At 69.7% G+C, this 16,608-nt stretch carries 22 protein-coding genes; 10 read left to right on the top strand and 12 right to left on the bottom strand.

What is annotated here, in order from left to right; genetic code table 11:
* Positions 1-26: 26 nt before the first annotated feature.
* The gene (locus tag ACFYPG_RS06800; protein WP_387350753.1) at positions 27-1,184 is read right to left on the bottom strand and encodes an FAD-dependent oxidoreductase; all 1,158 of its coding nucleotides are present in this window, start codon (positions 1,182-1,184) and stop codon (positions 27-29) included.
* Between the two features lie 99 nt (positions 1,185-1,283).
* Here ACFYPG_RS06800 and ACFYPG_RS06795 point away from each other — a divergent pair, with 99 nt between their 5' ends.
* Positions 1,284-1,883 (top strand): TetR/AcrR family transcriptional regulator, encoded by a 600-nt coding sequence (locus ACFYPG_RS06795; protein WP_387350751.1) that lies wholly within the window; start codon positions 1,284-1,286, stop codon positions 1,881-1,883.
* A gap of 116 nt (positions 1,884-1,999) precedes the next feature.
* Here the strand turns inward: ACFYPG_RS06795 and ACFYPG_RS06790 are convergent, their stop codons facing one another.
* Complete coding sequence (locus ACFYPG_RS06790; protein WP_387350749.1) at positions 2,000-2,383, bottom strand: DoxX family protein; 384 nt, start codon at positions 2,381-2,383, stop codon at positions 2,000-2,002.
* 158 nt (positions 2,384-2,541) lie between these two features.
* Between ACFYPG_RS06790 and ACFYPG_RS06785 the strand changes: the two genes are divergently transcribed.
* Both ACFYPG_RS06785 and ACFYPG_RS06780 read left to right on the top strand, forming a co-directional pair.
* Positions 2,542-3,456, top strand: a complete 915-nt coding sequence (locus tag ACFYPG_RS06785) for an RNA polymerase sigma-70 factor (protein ID WP_387350747.1) — start codon at positions 2,542-2,544, stop codon at positions 3,454-3,456.
* A gap of 76 nt (positions 3,457-3,532) precedes the next feature.
* The gene (locus ACFYPG_RS06780) at positions 3,533-4,111 is read left to right on the top strand and encodes a TetR/AcrR family transcriptional regulator (protein ID WP_355008414.1); all 579 of its coding nucleotides are present in this window, start codon (positions 3,533-3,535) and stop codon (positions 4,109-4,111) included.
* Positions 4,112-4,139: 28 nt separating this feature from the next.
* On the opposite strand, the gene ACFYPG_RS06775 is transcribed toward ACFYPG_RS06780, so the two are convergent.
* Positions 4,140-4,784: a hypothetical protein gene (locus ACFYPG_RS06775; RefSeq protein ID WP_355008413.1), complete on the bottom strand. Its 645-nt coding sequence runs from the start codon at positions 4,782-4,784 to the stop codon at positions 4,140-4,142.
* Between the two features lie 171 nt (positions 4,785-4,955).
* Here ACFYPG_RS06775 and ACFYPG_RS06770 point away from each other — a divergent pair, with 171 nt between their 5' ends.
* Both ACFYPG_RS06770 and ACFYPG_RS06765 read left to right on the top strand, forming a co-directional pair.
* Positions 4,956-5,666 (top strand): HAD family hydrolase, encoded by a 711-nt coding sequence (locus tag ACFYPG_RS06770; RefSeq protein WP_355008412.1) that lies wholly within the window; start codon positions 4,956-4,958, stop codon positions 5,664-5,666.
* Between the two features lie 400 nt (positions 5,667-6,066).
* A complete protein-coding gene (locus ACFYPG_RS06765) occupies positions 6,067-6,852 on the top strand; it encodes a L,D-transpeptidase family protein (protein WP_355008411.1) in 786 nt (261 codons plus the stop codon).
* A 13-nt stretch (positions 6,853-6,865) separates the two neighbouring features.
* On the opposite strand, the gene ACFYPG_RS06760 is transcribed toward ACFYPG_RS06765, so the two are convergent.
* The 5 genes from ACFYPG_RS06760 to ACFYPG_RS06740 all read right to left on the bottom strand — a co-directional run bounded on the left by ACFYPG_RS06760 (position 6,866) and on the right by ACFYPG_RS06740 (position 9,659).
* Positions 6,866-7,141 carry a hypothetical protein gene (locus ACFYPG_RS06760; protein WP_210781930.1) on the bottom strand — a complete coding sequence of 92 codons (276 nt, stop codon included), beginning with the start codon at positions 7,139-7,141 and terminating at the stop codon, positions 6,866-6,868.
* A gap of 47 nt (positions 7,142-7,188) precedes the next feature.
* The gene (locus ACFYPG_RS06755; protein WP_355008410.1) at positions 7,189-7,620 is read right to left on the bottom strand and encodes a hypothetical protein; all 432 of its coding nucleotides are present in this window, start codon (positions 7,618-7,620) and stop codon (positions 7,189-7,191) included.
* 185 nt (positions 7,621-7,805) lie between these two features.
* Entirely contained in the window at positions 7,806-8,507 is a 702-nt protein-coding gene (locus ACFYPG_RS06750) for a VOC family protein (protein ID WP_355008409.1), read from the bottom strand.
* A gap of 175 nt (positions 8,508-8,682) precedes the next feature.
* Positions 8,683-8,865, bottom strand: coding sequence for a DUF397 domain-containing protein (locus ACFYPG_RS06745; protein ID WP_355008433.1), 183 nt, complete (start codon positions 8,863-8,865; stop codon positions 8,683-8,685).
* Positions 8,859-9,659 carry a helix-turn-helix transcriptional regulator gene (locus tag ACFYPG_RS06740; protein ID WP_355008408.1) on the bottom strand — a complete coding sequence of 267 codons (801 nt, stop codon included), beginning with the start codon at positions 9,657-9,659 and terminating at the stop codon, positions 8,859-8,861. The genes ACFYPG_RS06745 and ACFYPG_RS06740 overlap by 7 nt, the downstream gene beginning before the upstream one ends.
* A 279-nt stretch (positions 9,660-9,938) precedes the next feature.
* On the opposite strand from ACFYPG_RS06740, the gene ACFYPG_RS06735 reads away from it, so the two are divergent.
* Complete coding sequence (locus ACFYPG_RS06735; RefSeq protein WP_355008407.1) at positions 9,939-10,193, top strand: flavin reductase; 255 nt, start codon at positions 9,939-9,941, stop codon at positions 10,191-10,193.
* A gap of 18 nt (positions 10,194-10,211) precedes the next feature.
* Here ACFYPG_RS06735 and ACFYPG_RS06730 read toward each other — a convergent pair whose 3' ends face one another.
* The 4 genes from ACFYPG_RS06730 to ACFYPG_RS06715 are packed head-to-tail and all read right to left on the bottom strand — an operon-like array spanning position 10,212 to position 12,055.
* Entirely contained in the window at positions 10,212-10,610 is a 399-nt protein-coding gene (locus ACFYPG_RS06730) for a hypothetical protein (RefSeq protein ID WP_124858603.1), read from the bottom strand.
* Positions 10,607-10,930 carry a hypothetical protein gene (locus ACFYPG_RS06725; RefSeq protein ID WP_355008406.1) on the bottom strand — a complete coding sequence of 108 codons (324 nt, stop codon included), beginning with the start codon at positions 10,928-10,930 and terminating at the stop codon, positions 10,607-10,609. The genes ACFYPG_RS06730 and ACFYPG_RS06725 overlap by 4 nt, the downstream gene beginning before the upstream one ends.
* A 48-nt stretch (positions 10,931-10,978) precedes the next feature.
* Entirely contained in the window at positions 10,979-11,674 is a 696-nt protein-coding gene (locus ACFYPG_RS06720) for a hypothetical protein (RefSeq protein WP_355008405.1), read from the bottom strand.
* Between the two features lie 3 nt (positions 11,675-11,677).
* Positions 11,678-12,055 (bottom strand): PadR family transcriptional regulator, encoded by a 378-nt coding sequence (locus ACFYPG_RS06715; protein ID WP_355008404.1) that lies wholly within the window; start codon positions 12,053-12,055, stop codon positions 11,678-11,680.
* 213 nt (positions 12,056-12,268) lie between these two features.
* Here ACFYPG_RS06715 and ACFYPG_RS06710 point away from each other — a divergent pair, with 213 nt between their 5' ends.
* The 4 genes from ACFYPG_RS06710 to ACFYPG_RS06695 are packed head-to-tail and all read left to right on the top strand — an operon-like array spanning position 12,269 to position 16,592.
* Complete coding sequence (locus ACFYPG_RS06710; RefSeq protein ID WP_355008403.1) at positions 12,269-13,555, top strand: ABC transporter substrate-binding protein; 1,287 nt, start codon at positions 12,269-12,271, stop codon at positions 13,553-13,555.
* The gene (locus ACFYPG_RS06705; RefSeq protein ID WP_355008402.1) at positions 13,552-14,535 is read left to right on the top strand and encodes a sugar ABC transporter permease; all 984 of its coding nucleotides are present in this window, start codon (positions 13,552-13,554) and stop codon (positions 14,533-14,535) included. The genes ACFYPG_RS06710 and ACFYPG_RS06705 overlap by 4 nt, the downstream gene beginning before the upstream one ends.
* Position 14,536: 1 nt before the next feature.
* Positions 14,537-15,373, top strand: coding sequence for a carbohydrate ABC transporter permease (locus ACFYPG_RS06700; RefSeq protein ID WP_091404101.1), 837 nt, complete (start codon positions 14,537-14,539; stop codon positions 15,371-15,373).
* 10 nt (positions 15,374-15,383) lie between these two features.
* Entirely contained in the window at positions 15,384-16,592 is a 1,209-nt protein-coding gene (locus ACFYPG_RS06695) for a sn-glycerol-3-phosphate ABC transporter ATP-binding protein UgpC (RefSeq protein WP_355008401.1), read from the top strand.
* The last annotated feature ends 16 nt before the right edge of the window (positions 16,593-16,608 follow it).

Below are 16,608 nucleotides of genomic sequence, written 5' to 3'. Positions count from 1 at the left end.
TCAACCGATGTGACGCGGGGCACCGCTCAGCGGTTCGCCCGTTCGATACCTCGCCGGACGAGATTGCTGATGCCGGGCAGGGTGACCGCCCTGATGGTCAGGTCGCTCATCCAGACGTGGAATCGGCTGGGTGGCGCGTACTGGGCCATGCCCCGGCGGGCGAGTGCCTGTCGTTTGCCGACCTCGGGGCGTAGTCCGGCCTCCCACTCGGCGAGTGCTGCCGGCAGGTCGTCGGCGTGCCGTCGCAGGGCGGTGCCGAGGTGGTCGGCGCCGGCGAGGGCGAGGGCCGCGCCGTGTCCGGCGAAGAGCGTCACGCACCACGCCGCGTCTCCGAGCAGGACGACGCGGCCGGTGCTCCAGCGTGGCATGACCACCTGGCTGACGGCGTCGAAGTAGGCGCTGGCCGGGTCCTGCGCAAGATGGTCGATCGCGTCGGGCACGCCACCCGCCAGATCTCCGAATGCGGCCCGCAGCGCGTCGACCGGACCTTGTCGCAGGTCGGTGGCGGGCTCCGCGCTGCGGTAGGTGAAGAACGCCGACGACCGCTGCGGGCCCAGGTTGATCATCGCCGCGGTGCGCCCGGGACCGATGTGGGTGGTGGCGGACGACTCGGGCACGCCGGGCACCGGGTGGGGCAGCGGGAAGGCGGCCACGAGGTACGGGAAGTCCACCCGGAAGTCGGGGCCGAACACTTCGGTACGGGTGGTGGAGTGCACCCCGTCGGCACCCACCAGCAGGTCGGCCTGCTCGGTGGTGCCGTCGCTCAACTCCACGCGTACGCGGTCGGTGTCCTGTTCGACGGACGTGACGGTGGTGCCGAAGCGGATGTCGACCCGGTCCCGCACCGCTTCGAAGAGGCTGGCTTCCAGGTCGCCGCGGAACACCGAGAGGGCCCGCTTGCCGAGTGCGGCCTCGGCGATGGCGGACGGCACTGTGAACTTGGGCCGACCGTCGGCGTGGACGAGCACTGTGGTGAACGGGCCCAGGTCGGCGGCGGAGAGCGCGGGGAGCAGGCCGAGGCGTTCGGCGGCGTCGTAGCCCGGCCCGACCAGATTCACCAGGTAGCCGCTGCTGCGCCGGGCCGGAGCCCGTTCGGCCACGAGGACCTGCCATCCGTCCTGGTGGAGTCGGAGGGCTGTGGCCAACCCGGCTATCCCCGCACCCACGATCACCGCACGTCGCATCGAGCACCTCGCCGCTAGAATGAGCATCTGCTCAAATCAGTATGAGCGACTGTTCATACCGACGCAAACGACGGCGGCGGAACCGCCTAGACTTCAGCCATGCCGCGCGGAGTCGCCATCCCAGCGCTCAGACAGCAGCTCTTCGCTGCCGTCGAGCGGTTGGTCGTTGAAGAGGGCCCGAGCCGGCTCACCGGCCGGGCCGTGACGCGCGAGGCCGGCGTCGCGACCGGCCTGCTCTACGCGCACTTCGCGAACTTCGACGACTTCCTGACCGGGTTCGCGGTCGACCGCGTCTTCCACATCACCGGCGAGGTGGCCGGCCTGCCGGAGCGCGCCGGGTCCGGCACTGTCGCCGACAACCTGCGCCAGGCCGTCCTGGCGACACCGCTGGGCACGCTGACGGCGTTGACCCGGCTGACCGCGTTCCGGCCGGAGTTGACGGCGAACGTCGAGGCGGTCCTGGGCAGTGGGATGTCGGGGCTGCTGGGGATCGAACGCGCGGTCGCCGCCTACCTGGCCGCCGAGCAGACCCGCGGGCGCGTGCCGGCCGACGCCGACACCGACGCACTGGCCCTGGCGGTGGTCGGCGTGCTGCACCACGTCGCGTTGACCAGTCCCACCGACCCGACGGCGGACCACCGGATCCAGCGGGTGATCGGCGCGCTCACCGACGGCTTCCCCGCTGCCGCGCCCTCCTGAGCGCCGCGCCGCCCCGGCAGTTCCGCGCCCTGCGCGTCTCCGCAGCGCGGTCCACGACGTCGTCGCGCGAGGCCAGCGGGGCGCCGTCGGCCAGCCGGGGCAGGAGCGGGCTCAGGTCAGCCGCTGAAGGGCTCGGGTCCGAGGCGGCCCCAGGCCACGAAGGCGGCGATCGCGAGGTAGATCAGATTCAGCACGATGAACCTCGCCTCGCCGTAGCGCAGATGGGTGACCATCGCGCCGATCATCAGCAGGACCCAGCAGATGGCGGTCACCGGCACCAGCACCGGTGCGATGTCGAGCACGGCGGGCAGGATGAGGCCGATCGCGGCCAGGAGTTCGAGGACCCCGAGGGTCTTGACGAAGCCCACGCTGGCGTCGCCGGTCCACCCGCCGCCGTTGTGTGCGGCCAACTTCTGCTTGGGTACGAACGTCTTGGTGATGCCGCCGGCCAGGGCGACTGCGGCCAACAGTCCGGCCGCGATCCACAGTGCCAGGTCCATGAGTTTCCCTCCGTCACGAGTCGCACAGGAGACACCGCCGGCCGGTGCCCTGTGACAGCTCGTGACGTGACGAGGAGCACGGAGGCTCTGTGTCACAGAAGTCGCAAGGCCGGTGTCTGGTGGGCGACGCGGTCGAGTTCGGTGAGACTGGAGGGCGCATGGACGCGGGAGGCGACATCATGAACGCGGACGGTCGGGGGGACCGGGCCGTCGACGCGTTCGTCACCCACCGGAATCTGCTCTTCACCGTCGCGTACGAGATGCTCGGCTCGGCAGCGGACGCGGAGGACGTACTCCAGGAGACCCGGCTGCGGTGGGCGGACGCGGATCTCGCGGCGGTGCGCGACCAGCGTGCCTACCTGGTCCGGATCACCACCCGACTGTCGCTCAACCGGCTGCGGTCGGTCGGTCGGCGCAGAGAGTCCTATGTCGGCTCCTGGTTACCGGAACCGCTGCTGACCGCACCCGACGTCGCCGACGACATCGAACTCGCCGAGAGTGTCTCGATGGCCATGCTGCTGGTGCTGGAGACACTCGCGCCGACCGAGCGGGCGGTGTTCGTCCTCCGCGAGGTCTTCGACATCGGGTACGACGAGATCGCCGAGGCGGTCGACAAGAGTCCCGCCGCCGTTCGCCAGATCGCGCATCGGGCGCGGGCGCACGTGGCCGCGCGCCGGCCCCGGGGGATGGTCTCGGCGGCGGACACGCGGCGGGCGTTGGACGCGTTCCGGCGGGCCGTCGAAACCGGCGACGTGCAGGGCCTGCTCGACGTCCTCGCGCCGGATGTCGTGCTCCTCGGCGACGGCGGCGGCATCAAGCAGGCCGTGCTGCGGCCTGTCGCCGGGGCCGACAAGGTGGCCCGCCTGCTGTGCAGCACACACGCCAGGACCGCGACCATGTCGCTGCACCCCACCCACGTCAACGGCCACCCGGGGCTGATTCTGCGGCTCGACGGCGCGGTCGACACGGTCCTCGCGCTGCGGATCGACGACGGCCTGATCAGCGGGGTCTACGCCGTGCGCAACCCGGAGAAGCTGTCGCACATGCGGCGGGCGACCACCCTGCGCCGATGAGAGCTCGCCCCACCACAACAGTCGCCAATCTGTCACCCGACCGCTACGGCAGGTGTGCGCGCTTACGCTCGTGGGCGTGCCCGGACCTGCCGAGAAGGCCACTGAACAGGACCGGCGTGACCTCATCGTCGCTGTCGCGCGAGAGTTGGCCGAGACGGAGGGCTGGGCGGGTGTGACCACCCGGCGGCTCGCCGAACGAACCGAGATCGACATGGGCGACATCTATCGGCACTTCGCCGATCTGGAGGCGCTGATCGCCGCGGTCGCGGTGTGCGCCTTCGCCGATCTGGCGGCCGACCTCGCCGAGGCGCACGCGGAGACCACCGGCAGCCCGGAGGGGGTATGGCCGGCGGTCGCGACCGCGTACCTCGACTTCGCGTACACGAATCCCGAGGTCTATGACGCGATGCTCGCGCTGACCCCCGACCTGGCCCTCGGCGTGGACGGGGTGCCGGCCGCGCCGCGGGCGGTCTTCGCCGAACTGCGGGCGGCCCTGACCCCGCTGGCCGAGGGGCGGGACCCGGACACCCTCGCCGAGGTGGGTTGGAGCCTGCTGCACGGCGTGGTGATGCTCACCCGCGGCGGTCGGCTGCGACCCGAGGGGCAGGAGGACCGCGAGGCACTGATCGCGCAGCGGTTGCTGCGGTGGCCGTGACCACGGCACGGCCCACAGGCGATAGTGGTCAGTTGAGGGGCTCGCGGTCGGCCGGGCCCTTGTCGGCGAACCGGAACGTGGTGTTCAGCTTGGCGTTGCCCAACTCCTTGAGGATGAGGCCGTTGCCGGGGAGGTGCTGGAGGAATCGGGTCTCGCTGCCGATCGCGTACGTGCCGTCGCCCTTGGCGATGATGGTGAACCGCTGGATCGGGTCGTCCTGGTCGCAGACGGCGACCCCGATGGTCAGTTCGGGCTCGATGTCCAGGCCGTTGACCTGCCAGCAGGACGGATCGTCGTTCGCGGGGTGGCCGTCCCTGGTGCCGTATGCCCTGATCACGTACCGGTCGCCGCCGATCGGTGTCGGTACGAACAGGATGCGACCGCCGCTGTCGTTGCCCTCCTCGAGTCGCCCGCTGATCTCCAACGGTTCCCCCGACCCCCGCACCCGGGTGATCGTGATCTCCCGCTTGCCGGAGAGCAGCGGGTCGGTCGCCGCCGCCGCCGACGTGGTCGGCGGCGCTGCCGTGGGCGTCGGGGTGCCCGTCACGGCACCCGACGGCGTCGGCGTGCCCGCCGCGGCGCCCGGCGTCGGATCCGCACCGCCCTGGCACGCCACCAGCGCGCTGGCGCAGGCCAGCATCGCCGCGCCGGTGACCCACCTCATGGTGACCATGTCGTACTCCTCAACAGCCGTCCCGAACCTGGGCGGGAATCATCATGGATGTCGCGTCCGCATGACGGCGATCGCGCCGCGACGGTTCACGAAAATCCGCAAGATCTCACATCGATCTCCCGCCTATCCTGTCTCTCGGCCTTGCGGGCGGTGGCACGGGGAGGGCATGGCATGACGGTCGACGTGGCGGCGCGACGACAGGCGCAGGTGTTGATCTTCGATGCGGACGACACGTTGTGGGAGAACAACGTCGTCTTCGAGCGGGTGATCGACGACTTCCTGGGCTGGCTGGACCACCCCACCCTGGACCGGGCCGCGCTGCGGGCCGTCCTCGACGACATCGAGCGGGCCAACGCGGTGGCGCACGGGTACGGCAGCAAGGTCTTCCTGCGCAGCCTGGCGGAGTGCCTGGAGCGGCTGCGCGAACGGCCGGCCACCGACTCCGAACGTCAGGAGATCGACCGGCTGGCGGTGGCCCTCGTCGAGCACCAGGTGGAGCTGATGCCCGGGGTGGCCGACGCGCTCGACGAGTTGGCCGGCCGGCACGAGTTGCTGCTGCTCACCAAGGGCGACCGCGAGGAGCAGCAGCGCAAGCTGGACGCCTGCGGTCTGCTGCACCACTTCGGGGCGGCGCACATCGTCGCCGAGAAGAACGTCGACACGTACCGGTGGCTCACTCGGGAGCACGGCTTCGCGCCGGACGGCGCGTGGATGATCGGGAACTCCCCGAAGTCCGACATCCTGCCGGCGCGGGCCGCCGGGTTGAACGCGGTGTTCATTCCGAACGAGAACACCTGGGTGCTGGAGGACGACGAACTGGACCCGACCGACGGCGGGGTGCTGCGGCTCGCCGCGTTCCGGGACCTGCTGCGCCACTTCTGACCGTACCGAAGCCCAACAGCGTCGGCGATCATGGTCGCGTTACGCGAATCTGCCCGATTTGCAGCGTGGGATCAGTCCTGCCGCCGGTCGTCCGACGCGGCTTGTCCGGCCGGTCGGAGCGCGCCTAACCTGGTCCGGCGCTCCCGGCCCTTCGGGGTGTGTCGGGGCGCGTCGGCGTTCGGCGGGTGAGCACCGTGGAGCTGAGTGCGAAGTGGCTGGCTCACCCCGTTCCGGCGCGTGGCGTCGTGTCACGCCCGCGCGGCGGGGTGCTGAAGCTGTCCGCTTCCCTGCCGGACGGCCGAGGGTCAGGGCCGGGTAGTTGCGGACCCGGTCCTGACCCGGCCCGCGAAACGGGCGAGCGGGGCAGACCGCGCGCCGGTTCGACTGTCAGGATGGCGGCATGAAGCGCAGATCTCTCCTCCTCGGCGCGGCGGCGGGTCTGGTCGCCCCGGCCGTGCTCGCCCCGGCCGCGCCCGCACTAGCGGCCAGCGGCTCGCTGCGGGCACGCGCAGCCACGGCACCGCCACAGCGACCCTTGCCGAAGTGGCAGCCCCAGAACCGGGCCAGCGCACTGACCACGCTGCCGGCGGAGACGAAGCAGGTGATCATCGTCGGTGCCAGCAGCTACACCACCACCTACGCCACGCTGGAGGCGTTCGTGCGGGTGCGGAGCACCTGGCAGCCGGCCTCGGCGTCGTTGCCCGCCCGAATCGGCTCGAAGGGCTTCAGTGACAACCACGTCGAGGGTGTGCCGACCACGCCGACAGGCGTCTACTCGATCGGCCCCACCATGTACGGCATCGCCGCCGACCCGGGCGTGCGGTTCCCGTACCACCGGCTGGTCGACGGTGACTGGTGGAACGAGAACCCGTCGTCGGCTCTCTACAACACCTTCCAGCACAGTGCGACCAACCCGGGTGGGGCCAGCGAGGCACTGTGGAAGGAGGTCCCCGCGTACACGCACTTCGCGGTGATCACCTACAACATGCCGCCGAACGTGCCGAAGCCGGTGCCGAACGCGGGCAGCGGGATCTTCCTGCACCAGTTCAGCACCACCGCCGGCAACCCCACCGCCGGTTGCGTCTCCCTCGCCCACGATCACCTGGTCGACGTGCTCAACTGGCTGGACCCGGCGCTGTCACCACGCATCGTGCTCAGCCCGTACGCCCAGCTCAGTCGATACTGAGAGCCGCTGCGGCTCAGCCTGCCTCGCGCCGGACGATCGCCACCGCCACCCGGCAGAACTCGTCCATGTCCGGGTTGAAGCCGGCAGCGATGTCGGGGTGCAACCCGGAGCGGGTCTCCTCCAACAGCCGCTGGCAGACCTGCTCGACCGGTTCGCCGGCATAGCCGGAGCGGACCCGCTCGGTGGCCGCCTGAAGCGCCGAGGTCAGCTGCTCCTCCAGCGGCCCGCGCAGCTTCTGCTGCACAGGATCGAGCCCGCGGGGGTCGAGCGTGACATGTGGCTCCGACATCGGTGCTCCCTTCGTCGGCGTCCGCGATACCCCACCGCGGACGTCGGTCAAACCCCTGTCGGTACGGCGGCGACCCGCACCTGGTACGAGAACTCCTCAGCCGGCTCCTCGTGGTACGACAGCCGGCGGATCTGCCGGTCGTCGTCGTAGAGCGCGACATCCACCAGCACGCCGAGGTGGGTGAGGCCGATGCTCGACACCCGCTTTTTGTCCTGCAACACCGCGCAGACGCCGCCGAGAAGGGTGCTGGCGTCGGACGTACGGTGCCCGGGCGGGCAGCGCAACACCAGGTCCACCTCGATCGGCCCGGGCAACGGCGTCCAGCCGGTGCGCTGGGCCGCGGCGAGGGCGGCCTGGAGCAGAGTGCGGACCCTCGTCGCCTGCCGATGCCCGGCGGCGAAGATGGACAACGCTTCGGTCTTGACCGGTGGCAGGCCGCTCACCTCGAACGTCAGGGCGAGAGCGCGGGTGTCCTGCACGACGGCACCTCCTCGTTGGGACGATCCTGCCGAAACGGGGGAGCGGCGGTGGGACGTTCCCGCGATTACCAACCGATCGGGCAGGCATGGGTCGGCCGGAGGCGTGTCGACGACGGCGGCGAACGCGCCAGCTACGGCGCTAGGAAAACGCTAGCCGACGACGCCCGCGCTCGGTAGTCGGTCGTTCACCCGGTGGGGCGTGGTGCGAAGGCGCAGAACTCGTTGCCCTCGGGGTCGGCCAGCACCCACCACCAGTGCGCCTCGTCGATCGGCTCCCGCAGCAGCGTCGCGCCCGCCGCGATCAGCGCCATCGGCTCCGGGTCGGCCAGCTCGACGTCCCAGTGCATACGGTTCTTGACCGTCTTGGGCTCGCTCACCCCGTCGAAGACCCAGTGGTCCCAGGGCAGGCCGGCGGACCCGAGCACCAACGCGTCGGTCGACCCGTACTCGGTGGTGCCGCCGAGCACGCCGGCCCACCAGCTCGCCTGGGCGGCCGGGTCGAGCGCGTCCACCACGAGCTGAAACGGCCCCGGACGGCTGTCGGCGTCGGCCGCGAGCGCGCAGAACTCGTTGCCGTCCGGGTCGGCCAGCACCCACCGGCCGTCGTCGTTCGGCTCGCGGACCAGTCGGGCGCCGTCCGCGAGCAGCGGCGCCGGGTCCGCGCCGGGCAACCGCAGATCCAGGTGTACGCGGGTCCTGCCGATCCGGGGCTCCGGCACCTTGTTCACCCAGATCGACTCCGCGGGTGAGCGCGCCGAGCGGGGGTCCACCCGGGTGTCGTCGTCACCGGCGTCGGCCACGTCCCCGTCGAGCATCCGAGCCCAGAAGGCACCCAGTGCGAGCGGGTCGTTGGCGTCCAGGCAGAGGTCCTTGAAGCGCGCGATCATCGTGCCAGCATGCCTGGTCCCGAGGGGTGCCCGCGCGTGTTGGGAGGGGAGTCCCCGCACGACGCCTCGTCGATAAAGGAGTTGTGGTGGGTGACAAAGTCCCCGAATAGTCCCAAACCAGGCACCACAACTCCATGATCGACCGGGCCCTGGCTTGGCCTTGACCTCGGGCGGGTTAGTGCTGTTTGGCGTACTTGATGAAGGCCTTCCAGGCTGTTGGGTCGACGTGCAGGGTGCCGCCGTCGCGGTCCTTGGTGTCGCGCACCAGCACCACGCTCGGCAGGTTGTCGGCGACCTCGACGCAAGCTCCGCCGTTGCCGCCGGACCGGGTCGACTTTCGCCACTGTGGGGTCAGCATGCCCATGACTTCGCCACTTCCTTGATCAGCTCGGTTGACTGCCGGCGGGGGAGCGCCTCGCTCCGCACGATCTCCCACGTCTTCGCCAGCTTAGCGACGTCGGCCGACGCGTCAACCATCTGCGCGGTGAGCTGGTTGTCGGCATAGGTCACGCGCTCGCCGTCCGGCATCTCGGCGATGATGAACTGACCGCCCATCCCCAGATACATCCCAGCATCCGTCGGGACGATGTGCACCTGGATATGCTCCGCCACCGCCAACTGGGCAAGGTGCTCGCACTGCTCGACCATGAGGCCCGGCTGGTCGAGCACCGGCCGGCGCAGCACCGCCTCGTCCAGCACGGCGATGAGCTGCGGCGGGCGCGGGCGTTGCAGGATCGCCTGGCGCTCCAGCCGGGAGGCGACGATCCGGTCCACGTCCTCGGGGTCGAACCGGCCACCGGCCAGCGTCGCGCGAGCGTACCGCTCGGTCTGGAGCAGGCCCGGCACGTACGCCAACTCGAACCAGCGCAGCGTGGTCGCCTCCCGCTCGAACTCGATCCACTCGCGAAGCCAGGCCGGCTCGGCGTCGAGCCGGGCCAACCCGTCGAGCATGCGGAGGAAGCGTCCGCCGGTCTGGTGGTGGGTGTCGACCGCCCTCATGTACTCCTTCGTGGGCGGTCGTCCGCCGGTCTCCACCGAGCTGACGTGTGAACCCGAATAGCCGATGCCCCTGCCGAAGTCGTCCTGACTGAGCCCTGTTTCCGCCCGGAGCAGGCGCAACTCCTCCAGTACGTAGTCGGTGACGCTTCCCATCGATTCCCCAACCTTCGCTCAGTCTGGCTCGGCGTGTCCCCCATGGGTGCTCACCTGGACCGCTGAGCTGCACGGATGGCGCGAGCACGTATCGACGGTAGTCGCGTCATCACCAGACTGTCACCAGTGGCGGGTCCGCCGGTGGCCGCAATGGCGGCGATGGGCTCTGCCCGACGGGGTCGCTCCCGTCTCCCCCTTGCGGGAGCGGCCCCTTCCCCGCGCCGAGGAGGTCGATGTGCTCACCCCGATGAACCAACAGCCCGCGGTGCGGTGGCGGTGATGGTGGTCCGCCCGCCCGTCCCGCACGTCGCCATGCGCCCGCTGTGGCGGTGCCGCAACTGTGGCACCGAGTGGCCCTGCCAACCGGCCAAGCTCGCCCTGCTGACGGAGTACCGGGCCAACCGGACCGCGCTGTTGATCTACCTCGGCACTCTGATGCACGAGGCGACGAACCAGCTCACCCAACTCCACCCGGATCATCCGCCGGCCCGGATGACCGAGCGCTTCCTTTCCTGGGCGAGAGTCCGGCGCTGACGGCCGGCCCGCCGTCGTTCATCCCGGAAAGTGGATCAGCGGCACCCCGTCGGAGTATCCGGGCCCCTCACTGGTCAGCACCGCGGCGTCGTGGGTCAGGCCCGCCACGGCGGCTGCGGCCAGGTCGAAACGGCGGGTCCTGCGCTGCCAGAAGGTCAGCTCGGGTAGATCCTCCGCCTGCTCGGGCAGCAGAGCGCAGGACGTCAGGGCCAGCAGCTTGTGCAGCAGGGCCAGGTCCTTGCCGGTCGCCATGGTCAACGCTTCGGTCGCTGCCACCACCGGCACCCCGAACCGCACCCCGTCCTCAATCACCTCGTGGACGGGCTCGCCCACGTGCACAGTCCGGAGGACGGCATACCCCAGCAGGGCCGACCGGTCCAGGATGAGCCGAACTGGTGGCGTCGTCTCCGAGGTCATGCGGCGTCGGCGCGGGGCGCGCTGTCATCACCGTTCATTTCGGCCTCCATGGCGGCGCGGATCTTGGCGCGCTCCGCCTCGAACCGCTCCGGGGACCACTCAGCCTCCACGCCCAGGCGACGGGCCCGCGCCTCGGCCACACCCTGCTCGCTGACGTGGATGCCGGCGGCGAGCAACAACTCCTTGTGTTGCTCCACCCGCTTGCGCCGACGCACCGACTCGGTGACATAGGCACTGGCCATGCGGTTGCCCTGGCTCTCCAGGATCTGACTCACGTCCGGGGGGACGGAGATCGTGAAGCGGCGCTGAGGCTCTGTCATACGCGCAGCTTACACCTGTCATACTCCAGGCTGGCGCTGCTCGTACCGTCAAGCGGGTCTGACTCTGGTGGCGTCAGGGTGCGGGCTGACGGCGGCGGTCCGGGCCTCGCGTAGTGACAAGCGGCGTGCCAGCGCCGTGGCGCCCGCGAGCGCGGCCAGGACCATGGCGATCTCCGCGACCACCACCGGGGGTGCCGTGCTGTAGTCCGTGGCCCAGGCGAAGGAGACGGTGATCGGCGTGACGACGATGCCGGCCACCGGCATGAGGACGCTCATCAACTGAGCCGTCCGCCGGATCATGGGCAGGTCGCGTAGCCGGGTCCGCACCGCGATGACCGCTCCCGTGACGACCACGGCGGCCGGTACGCCGTAGTAGACGGCGACGGCGAGCTGGACTGGTACGTCGATCGAGCGGGGGATGTCGACCATGCGGACGAAGGCTGGGTAGGCCGCCATCAGGAGGCCGTAGCCGAGCACGACACCGAGCACCGCGCCGATCAGCGCGGTGCCGAGAACGCGGCCGTAGTCGCCGCGCACCCGCTGGACGCCAGCCTCATCGGCGAGCCGCCGCGCGAAGCCTGCCACGTCGCCGCCGATCAACTGCGCGGGATCGCCCCCGTCGGCAGCCGCGGCCCGCAGGTCGAGGCGCAGGTCGGCGGCGAGTGTCGCCCGATCGGCCGAGCCGACCCCGTACCCGCGCCACGCCTGGTCGGCTTCGCCCAGAAGGCTGTCGATGGTGTCCATGGGTCAACTCCTCGTGGGGTTGTGGTCGAGCGGGCGGAGAACGGCGTCGACGGTGTCGGTGAAGCGGTTCCACTGTTTCTGCCAGGCATCCAGGTGGATCCGACCGGACGCGGTCAGCGCGTAGACCTTTCGCGGCGGGCCGGTGGGACTGACCTGCTGTTCGTGAGCGACAAGGCCGAGGCGGCGCATCCGCGTCAGCAGGGGATAGATGGTGCCGTAGCTGATGGCACCGAAGCCGGCCGTCTCCATGCGCCGAACCAGCTCGTAGCCGTGCGCTGGCTCGCGTGCCAGCAGCGCCAGCAGGCACATGTCCAGCGCTCCTCGCAGGAGTTGGGTCTGCCGGTCGTTGTCGTCAATGGACTGGCTCTCCGCCGCTACCATGCGACACATACTACCTTGCTAGTTGGTCTCGCGATATACCGAGACGAACTTCCGCTGTAACAGTCAGGTTTCGCGGCTTCACGGGTGGGGCAGAGTAGCCGCTACAGAGCATCTGGGCCGGTGTTTCCGCAGCTCGCCGACTCGGAATCGGCTCGCCGTGCGCCGGGGCACGGATGCCCTCCCCGGTCTTTCGCCGAGGAGAGGGGGAGGGCGATGACGGACCCCGAAACGGCTCGACACCGACGCCGGCCGGTAGCACGGCTGGGCGCGGCGGCCGCCGCGCTGGCACTCGTGGCGCCGCTGGCCGCGTGCGGCGCGGACGACGCTGGTGGCCCACCGACGATCAACCTGTACTACCCGCCCGAGCAGAACCTGCAGAAGGTCGTCGACGACTGCAACGCGCAGGCCCAGGGACGGTACGAGATCGCCTACCGGGTGCTGCCCCGGCAGGCCGACGACCAGCGGGTGCAGATGGTGCGCCGGCTGGCCGCCGAGGACAGCGGGATGGATCTGCTCGGGCTGGACGTCACCTGGACCCAGGAGTTCGCCAGCGCCGACTGGATCCGCGAGTGGACCGGCCAGGACAAGGCCGAGGTCGAGCAGGGCACCCTCGCCGGACCGTTGGACACCGCCCGCTACAAGGACAAGTTGTACGCGGCGCCGAAGAACACCAACGTCCAGCTGCTCTGGTACCGCAAGGACCTGGTGCCGCAGCCGCCGACCACCTGGGACCAGATGATCAGCGCGGCCCAGCAGCTCAAGGACCAGGGCAAGCCGTACCAGGTGCTCACCATGGGCGCGCAGTACGAGGGTCTGGTCGTCCTCTACAACACCCTCGCCGAAAGCGCCGGCGGGAAGATCCTCAACGACGACGGTACGAAGGCCGAGATGGACGAGGGCACCGTCCGGGCGTTGGAGCAGCTGAAGAAGTTCGCCACGTCGGGCGTGACCTCGCCGTCGTTCAGCAACGCCACCGAGGACCCGGTTCGGCTGGAGTTCCAGTCCGGCGAGGGCGCGTTCCAGGTGAACTGGCCGTTCGTCTACCCGGCTCTCCAGGAGGCGAACCCGGACCTGGCCAAGCAGGTCGGCTGGGCTCGGATCCCGGGCATCGACGAGGGCACCCCCAGCAAGGTCACCATCGGTGGGGTCAACCTGGCGGTCAGCTCCTACTCCAAGCACCCGGAGCAGTCCTTCGAGGCGGCCCGGTGCATCCGCAGCGCCGAGCACCAGAAGTTCTCCGCCATCAACGACGGTGTGCCGCCGACCATCGAGGCGGTCTTCGACGACCCGGAGATGACCGAGGCGTACCCGATGAAGGACACCATCCTGGAGGAGCTGAAGGAACCGGCGACGCGTCCGCTGACCCCCGCCTACCAGAGCATCTCCACAGTGATGTCGGCGATCCTGTCGCCGCCGTCCGACATTCGTCCGCAGCAGACCGCCGATGAGCTGCGCGACGCCATCGCCGACGCCCTCCAGTCCAAGGGGGTCCTGCCGTGAGTATCAACGCCACACCGACCGGCGCCGAAGTCGCCGCCGAGGAGACCCAGCGGCCCGCCTCCGTACCGAAGCAACGCGGCAGCCGTCGCAAGCCCCCGTTGAGCGAGAACAAGAAGGCCGAACGCCGCCTCGGTCTGCTGCTCTGCGCGCCGGCCGCGCTGGTCATGATCGCGGTGACCGCGTACCCGATCATCTACTCGGTCTGGCTGTCGTTGCAGCGCTTCGACCTGCGCTTCCCCGACCAGCGTGAGTTCATCGGGCTGGAGAACTACGTCACAGTGCTCACCAACGAGTTCTGGTGGACCGCGTTCGGGGTGACCATGCTGATCACGGTGGTCACCGTCGCCATCGAGCTGGTGCTCGGCATGGGCCTGGCGATCATCATGCACCGCACCATCGTCGGGCGCGGTCTGGTCCGGACCTCGGCGCTGATCCCGTACGGGATCGTCACGGTGGTCGCCGCGTTCTCCTGGCGGTACGCCTGGACGCCCGGCACCGGCTACCTGGCCGACCTGTTCAGCGACGGCGCGCCGCTCACCGAGCGGGCCAGCTCCCTGGCGATCATCATGCTGGCGGAGATCTGGAAGACCACCCCGTTCATGGCGCTGCTGCTGATGGCCGGGCTGGCGCTGGTCCCGGAGGACCTGCTCAAGGCGGCCTCCACCGACGGCGCGACCGCCTGGCAGAAGTTCACCAAGGTGATGCTGCCGGTGATGAAGCCGGCGATCCTGGTCGCGTTGCTGTTCCGCACCCTGGACGCGTTCCGGGTCTTCGACAACATCTTCGTGTTGACCGCCGGAGGCAACGAGACGTCGTCGGTGTCGATGCTCGCCTACAACAACCTGATCCGGGGTCTCAACCTCGGCATCGGCTCGACGATGTCGGTGCTGATCTTCATCACCGTGGCGATCATCGCCTTCGTCTTCGTGAAGCTGTTCGGCACCGCTGCCCCGGGCAGCGACGACGGGGAGAGGCGCTGACATGGCAGTCGAAACCACTACCAGGGCAAAGCTGCGCTGGGGTCTGCTCGACGTCCTCGTGGTCGTCTTCGCGCTGGTCCCGGTGCTGTGGATCGCGTCGCTGTCGTTCAAGACGCCGGCAACCCTCACCGACGGGAACTTCATCCCCCGGGAGTGGACGCTGGACAACTACCGGACCATCTTCGACACCGACCAGTTCGTCCGGGCGCTGGTCAACTCGATCGGCATCGCGCTGATCGCCACGCTGATCGCGGTGGTGCTCGGCGCGATGGCCGCGTACGCGATCAGCCGGCTGGACTTCCCCGGTAAGAAGCTGCTGGTCGGCGTCTCCCTGCTGATCGCGATGTTCCCGCAGGTGTCACTGGTGTCGCCACTGTTCGAGATCGAGCGTCAGCTCAAGATCTTCGACACCTGGCTGGGGCTGATCCTGCCGTACATCACCTTCGCGCTGCCGCTGGCGATCTACACGCTGTCGGCGTTCTTCAAGCAGATCCCGTGGGATCTGGAGAAGGCCGCGAAGATGGACGGCGCCACCCAGGGGCAGGCGTTCCGGCGGGTGATCGCGCCACTGGCCGCGCCCGGGCTGTTCACCACGGCGATCCTGGTCTTCATCTTCTGCTGGAACGACTTCCTGTTCGCCATCTCGCTGACCTCGACCGAGCGGTCCCGCACGGTGCCGGCGGCGTTGTCGTTCTTCACCGGCGCGTCGCAGTTCGAGGACCCCACCGGGGCGATCTGTGCCGCCGCCGTGGTGATCACCGTTCCGATCATCCTGTTCGTTCTCTTCTTCCAGCGTCGCATCGTGTCCGGTCTGACCTCCGGCGCGGTCAAGGGATAGGTGGGTAGTCATGGCTGACATCGTGCTGGACAAGGTGAGCAAGAGCTTCCCGGACGGGACCGTCGCCGTGCAGGACGTCGACCTGGAGATCGCCGACGGCGAGTTCGTGATCCTGGTCGGGCCCTCGGGCTGCGGCAAGTCCACCACCCTCAACATGATCGCCGGGCTGGAGGACATCAGCTCCGGTGAGCTGCGCATCGCCGGGCAGCGGGTCAACGACAAGGCCCCCCGGGACCGGGACATCGCCATGGTGTTCCAGTCGTACGCGCTGTACCCGAACATGACAGTGCGGGAGAACATGGCGTTCCCCCTGCGACTGGCGAAGCTCGACAAGGAGACCATCGACCGCAAGGTCGACGAGGCGGCGAAGGTGCTGGAGCTGACCTCGCTGCTGGACCGCAAGCCGGCGAACCTCTCCGGTGGCCAGCGTCAGCGGGTGGCGATGGGCCGGGCGATCGTCCGCCAGCCGAAGGCGTTCCTGATGGACGAGCCGCTGTCCAACCTCGACGCCAAGCTGCGGGTGCAGATGCGCACAGTGGTGTCCCGCCTGCAGAAGCAGCTCGGCACCACCACCGTCTACGTCACCCACGACCAGACCGAGGCGATGACCCTCGGCGACCGCGTGGTGATCATGCGCGGGGGCGCGGTGCAGCAGGTCGGGCCGCCGCAGGAGCTGTACGACCACCCGAAGAACCTCTTCGTGGCCGGTTTCATCGGCTCGCCGTCGATGAACTTCCTGCACGCCGCCGTGCAGGACGGCGGGCTGCACACCGCGCTGGGCACCGTGCCGATCGGTGACCGGATCCGCCGCGAGCTGGAGGCGGCCGACGCGCCCCGCGAGCTGATCCTCGGCATCCGGCCCGAGCACTTCGAGGACGCCGAACTGGTCGACGACGACACCCGCCGGCGGGGTATGGAGTTCGAGGCGCCTGTGGACATCGTCGAGTCGATGGGCTCGGACAAGTACGTCTACTTCACCGTCGAGGGGGAGAAGGCCACCGCCGCCGAGTTGGAGGAGTTGGCCGCCGACGCCGGCGCCGCCGACTTCGCCGGCGCCGGTGGCAACCTGGTGACCCGGTTGTCCGCCGAGTCCCCGGTCGCGGAGGGGCAGACGCGGCGGGTCTGGTTCAACCTGGAGAAGATCCACCTGTTCGACCCGGCCAACGGCCGCAACCTGACCCTGCAGGAGGGCCGAGCAGCCGGCGCGCTCGCCGACTGACGACCTCCTCGCGCCG

It is taken from the genome of Micromonospora sp. NPDC005553 (assembly GCF_042871765.1).
Lineage (GTDB): Bacteria > Actinomycetota > Actinomycetes > Mycobacteriales > Micromonosporaceae > Micromonospora.
The sequence above is the reverse complement of the archived record's forward strand: the minus strand, read 5'-3'. Positions and strand labels throughout refer to the sequence as shown.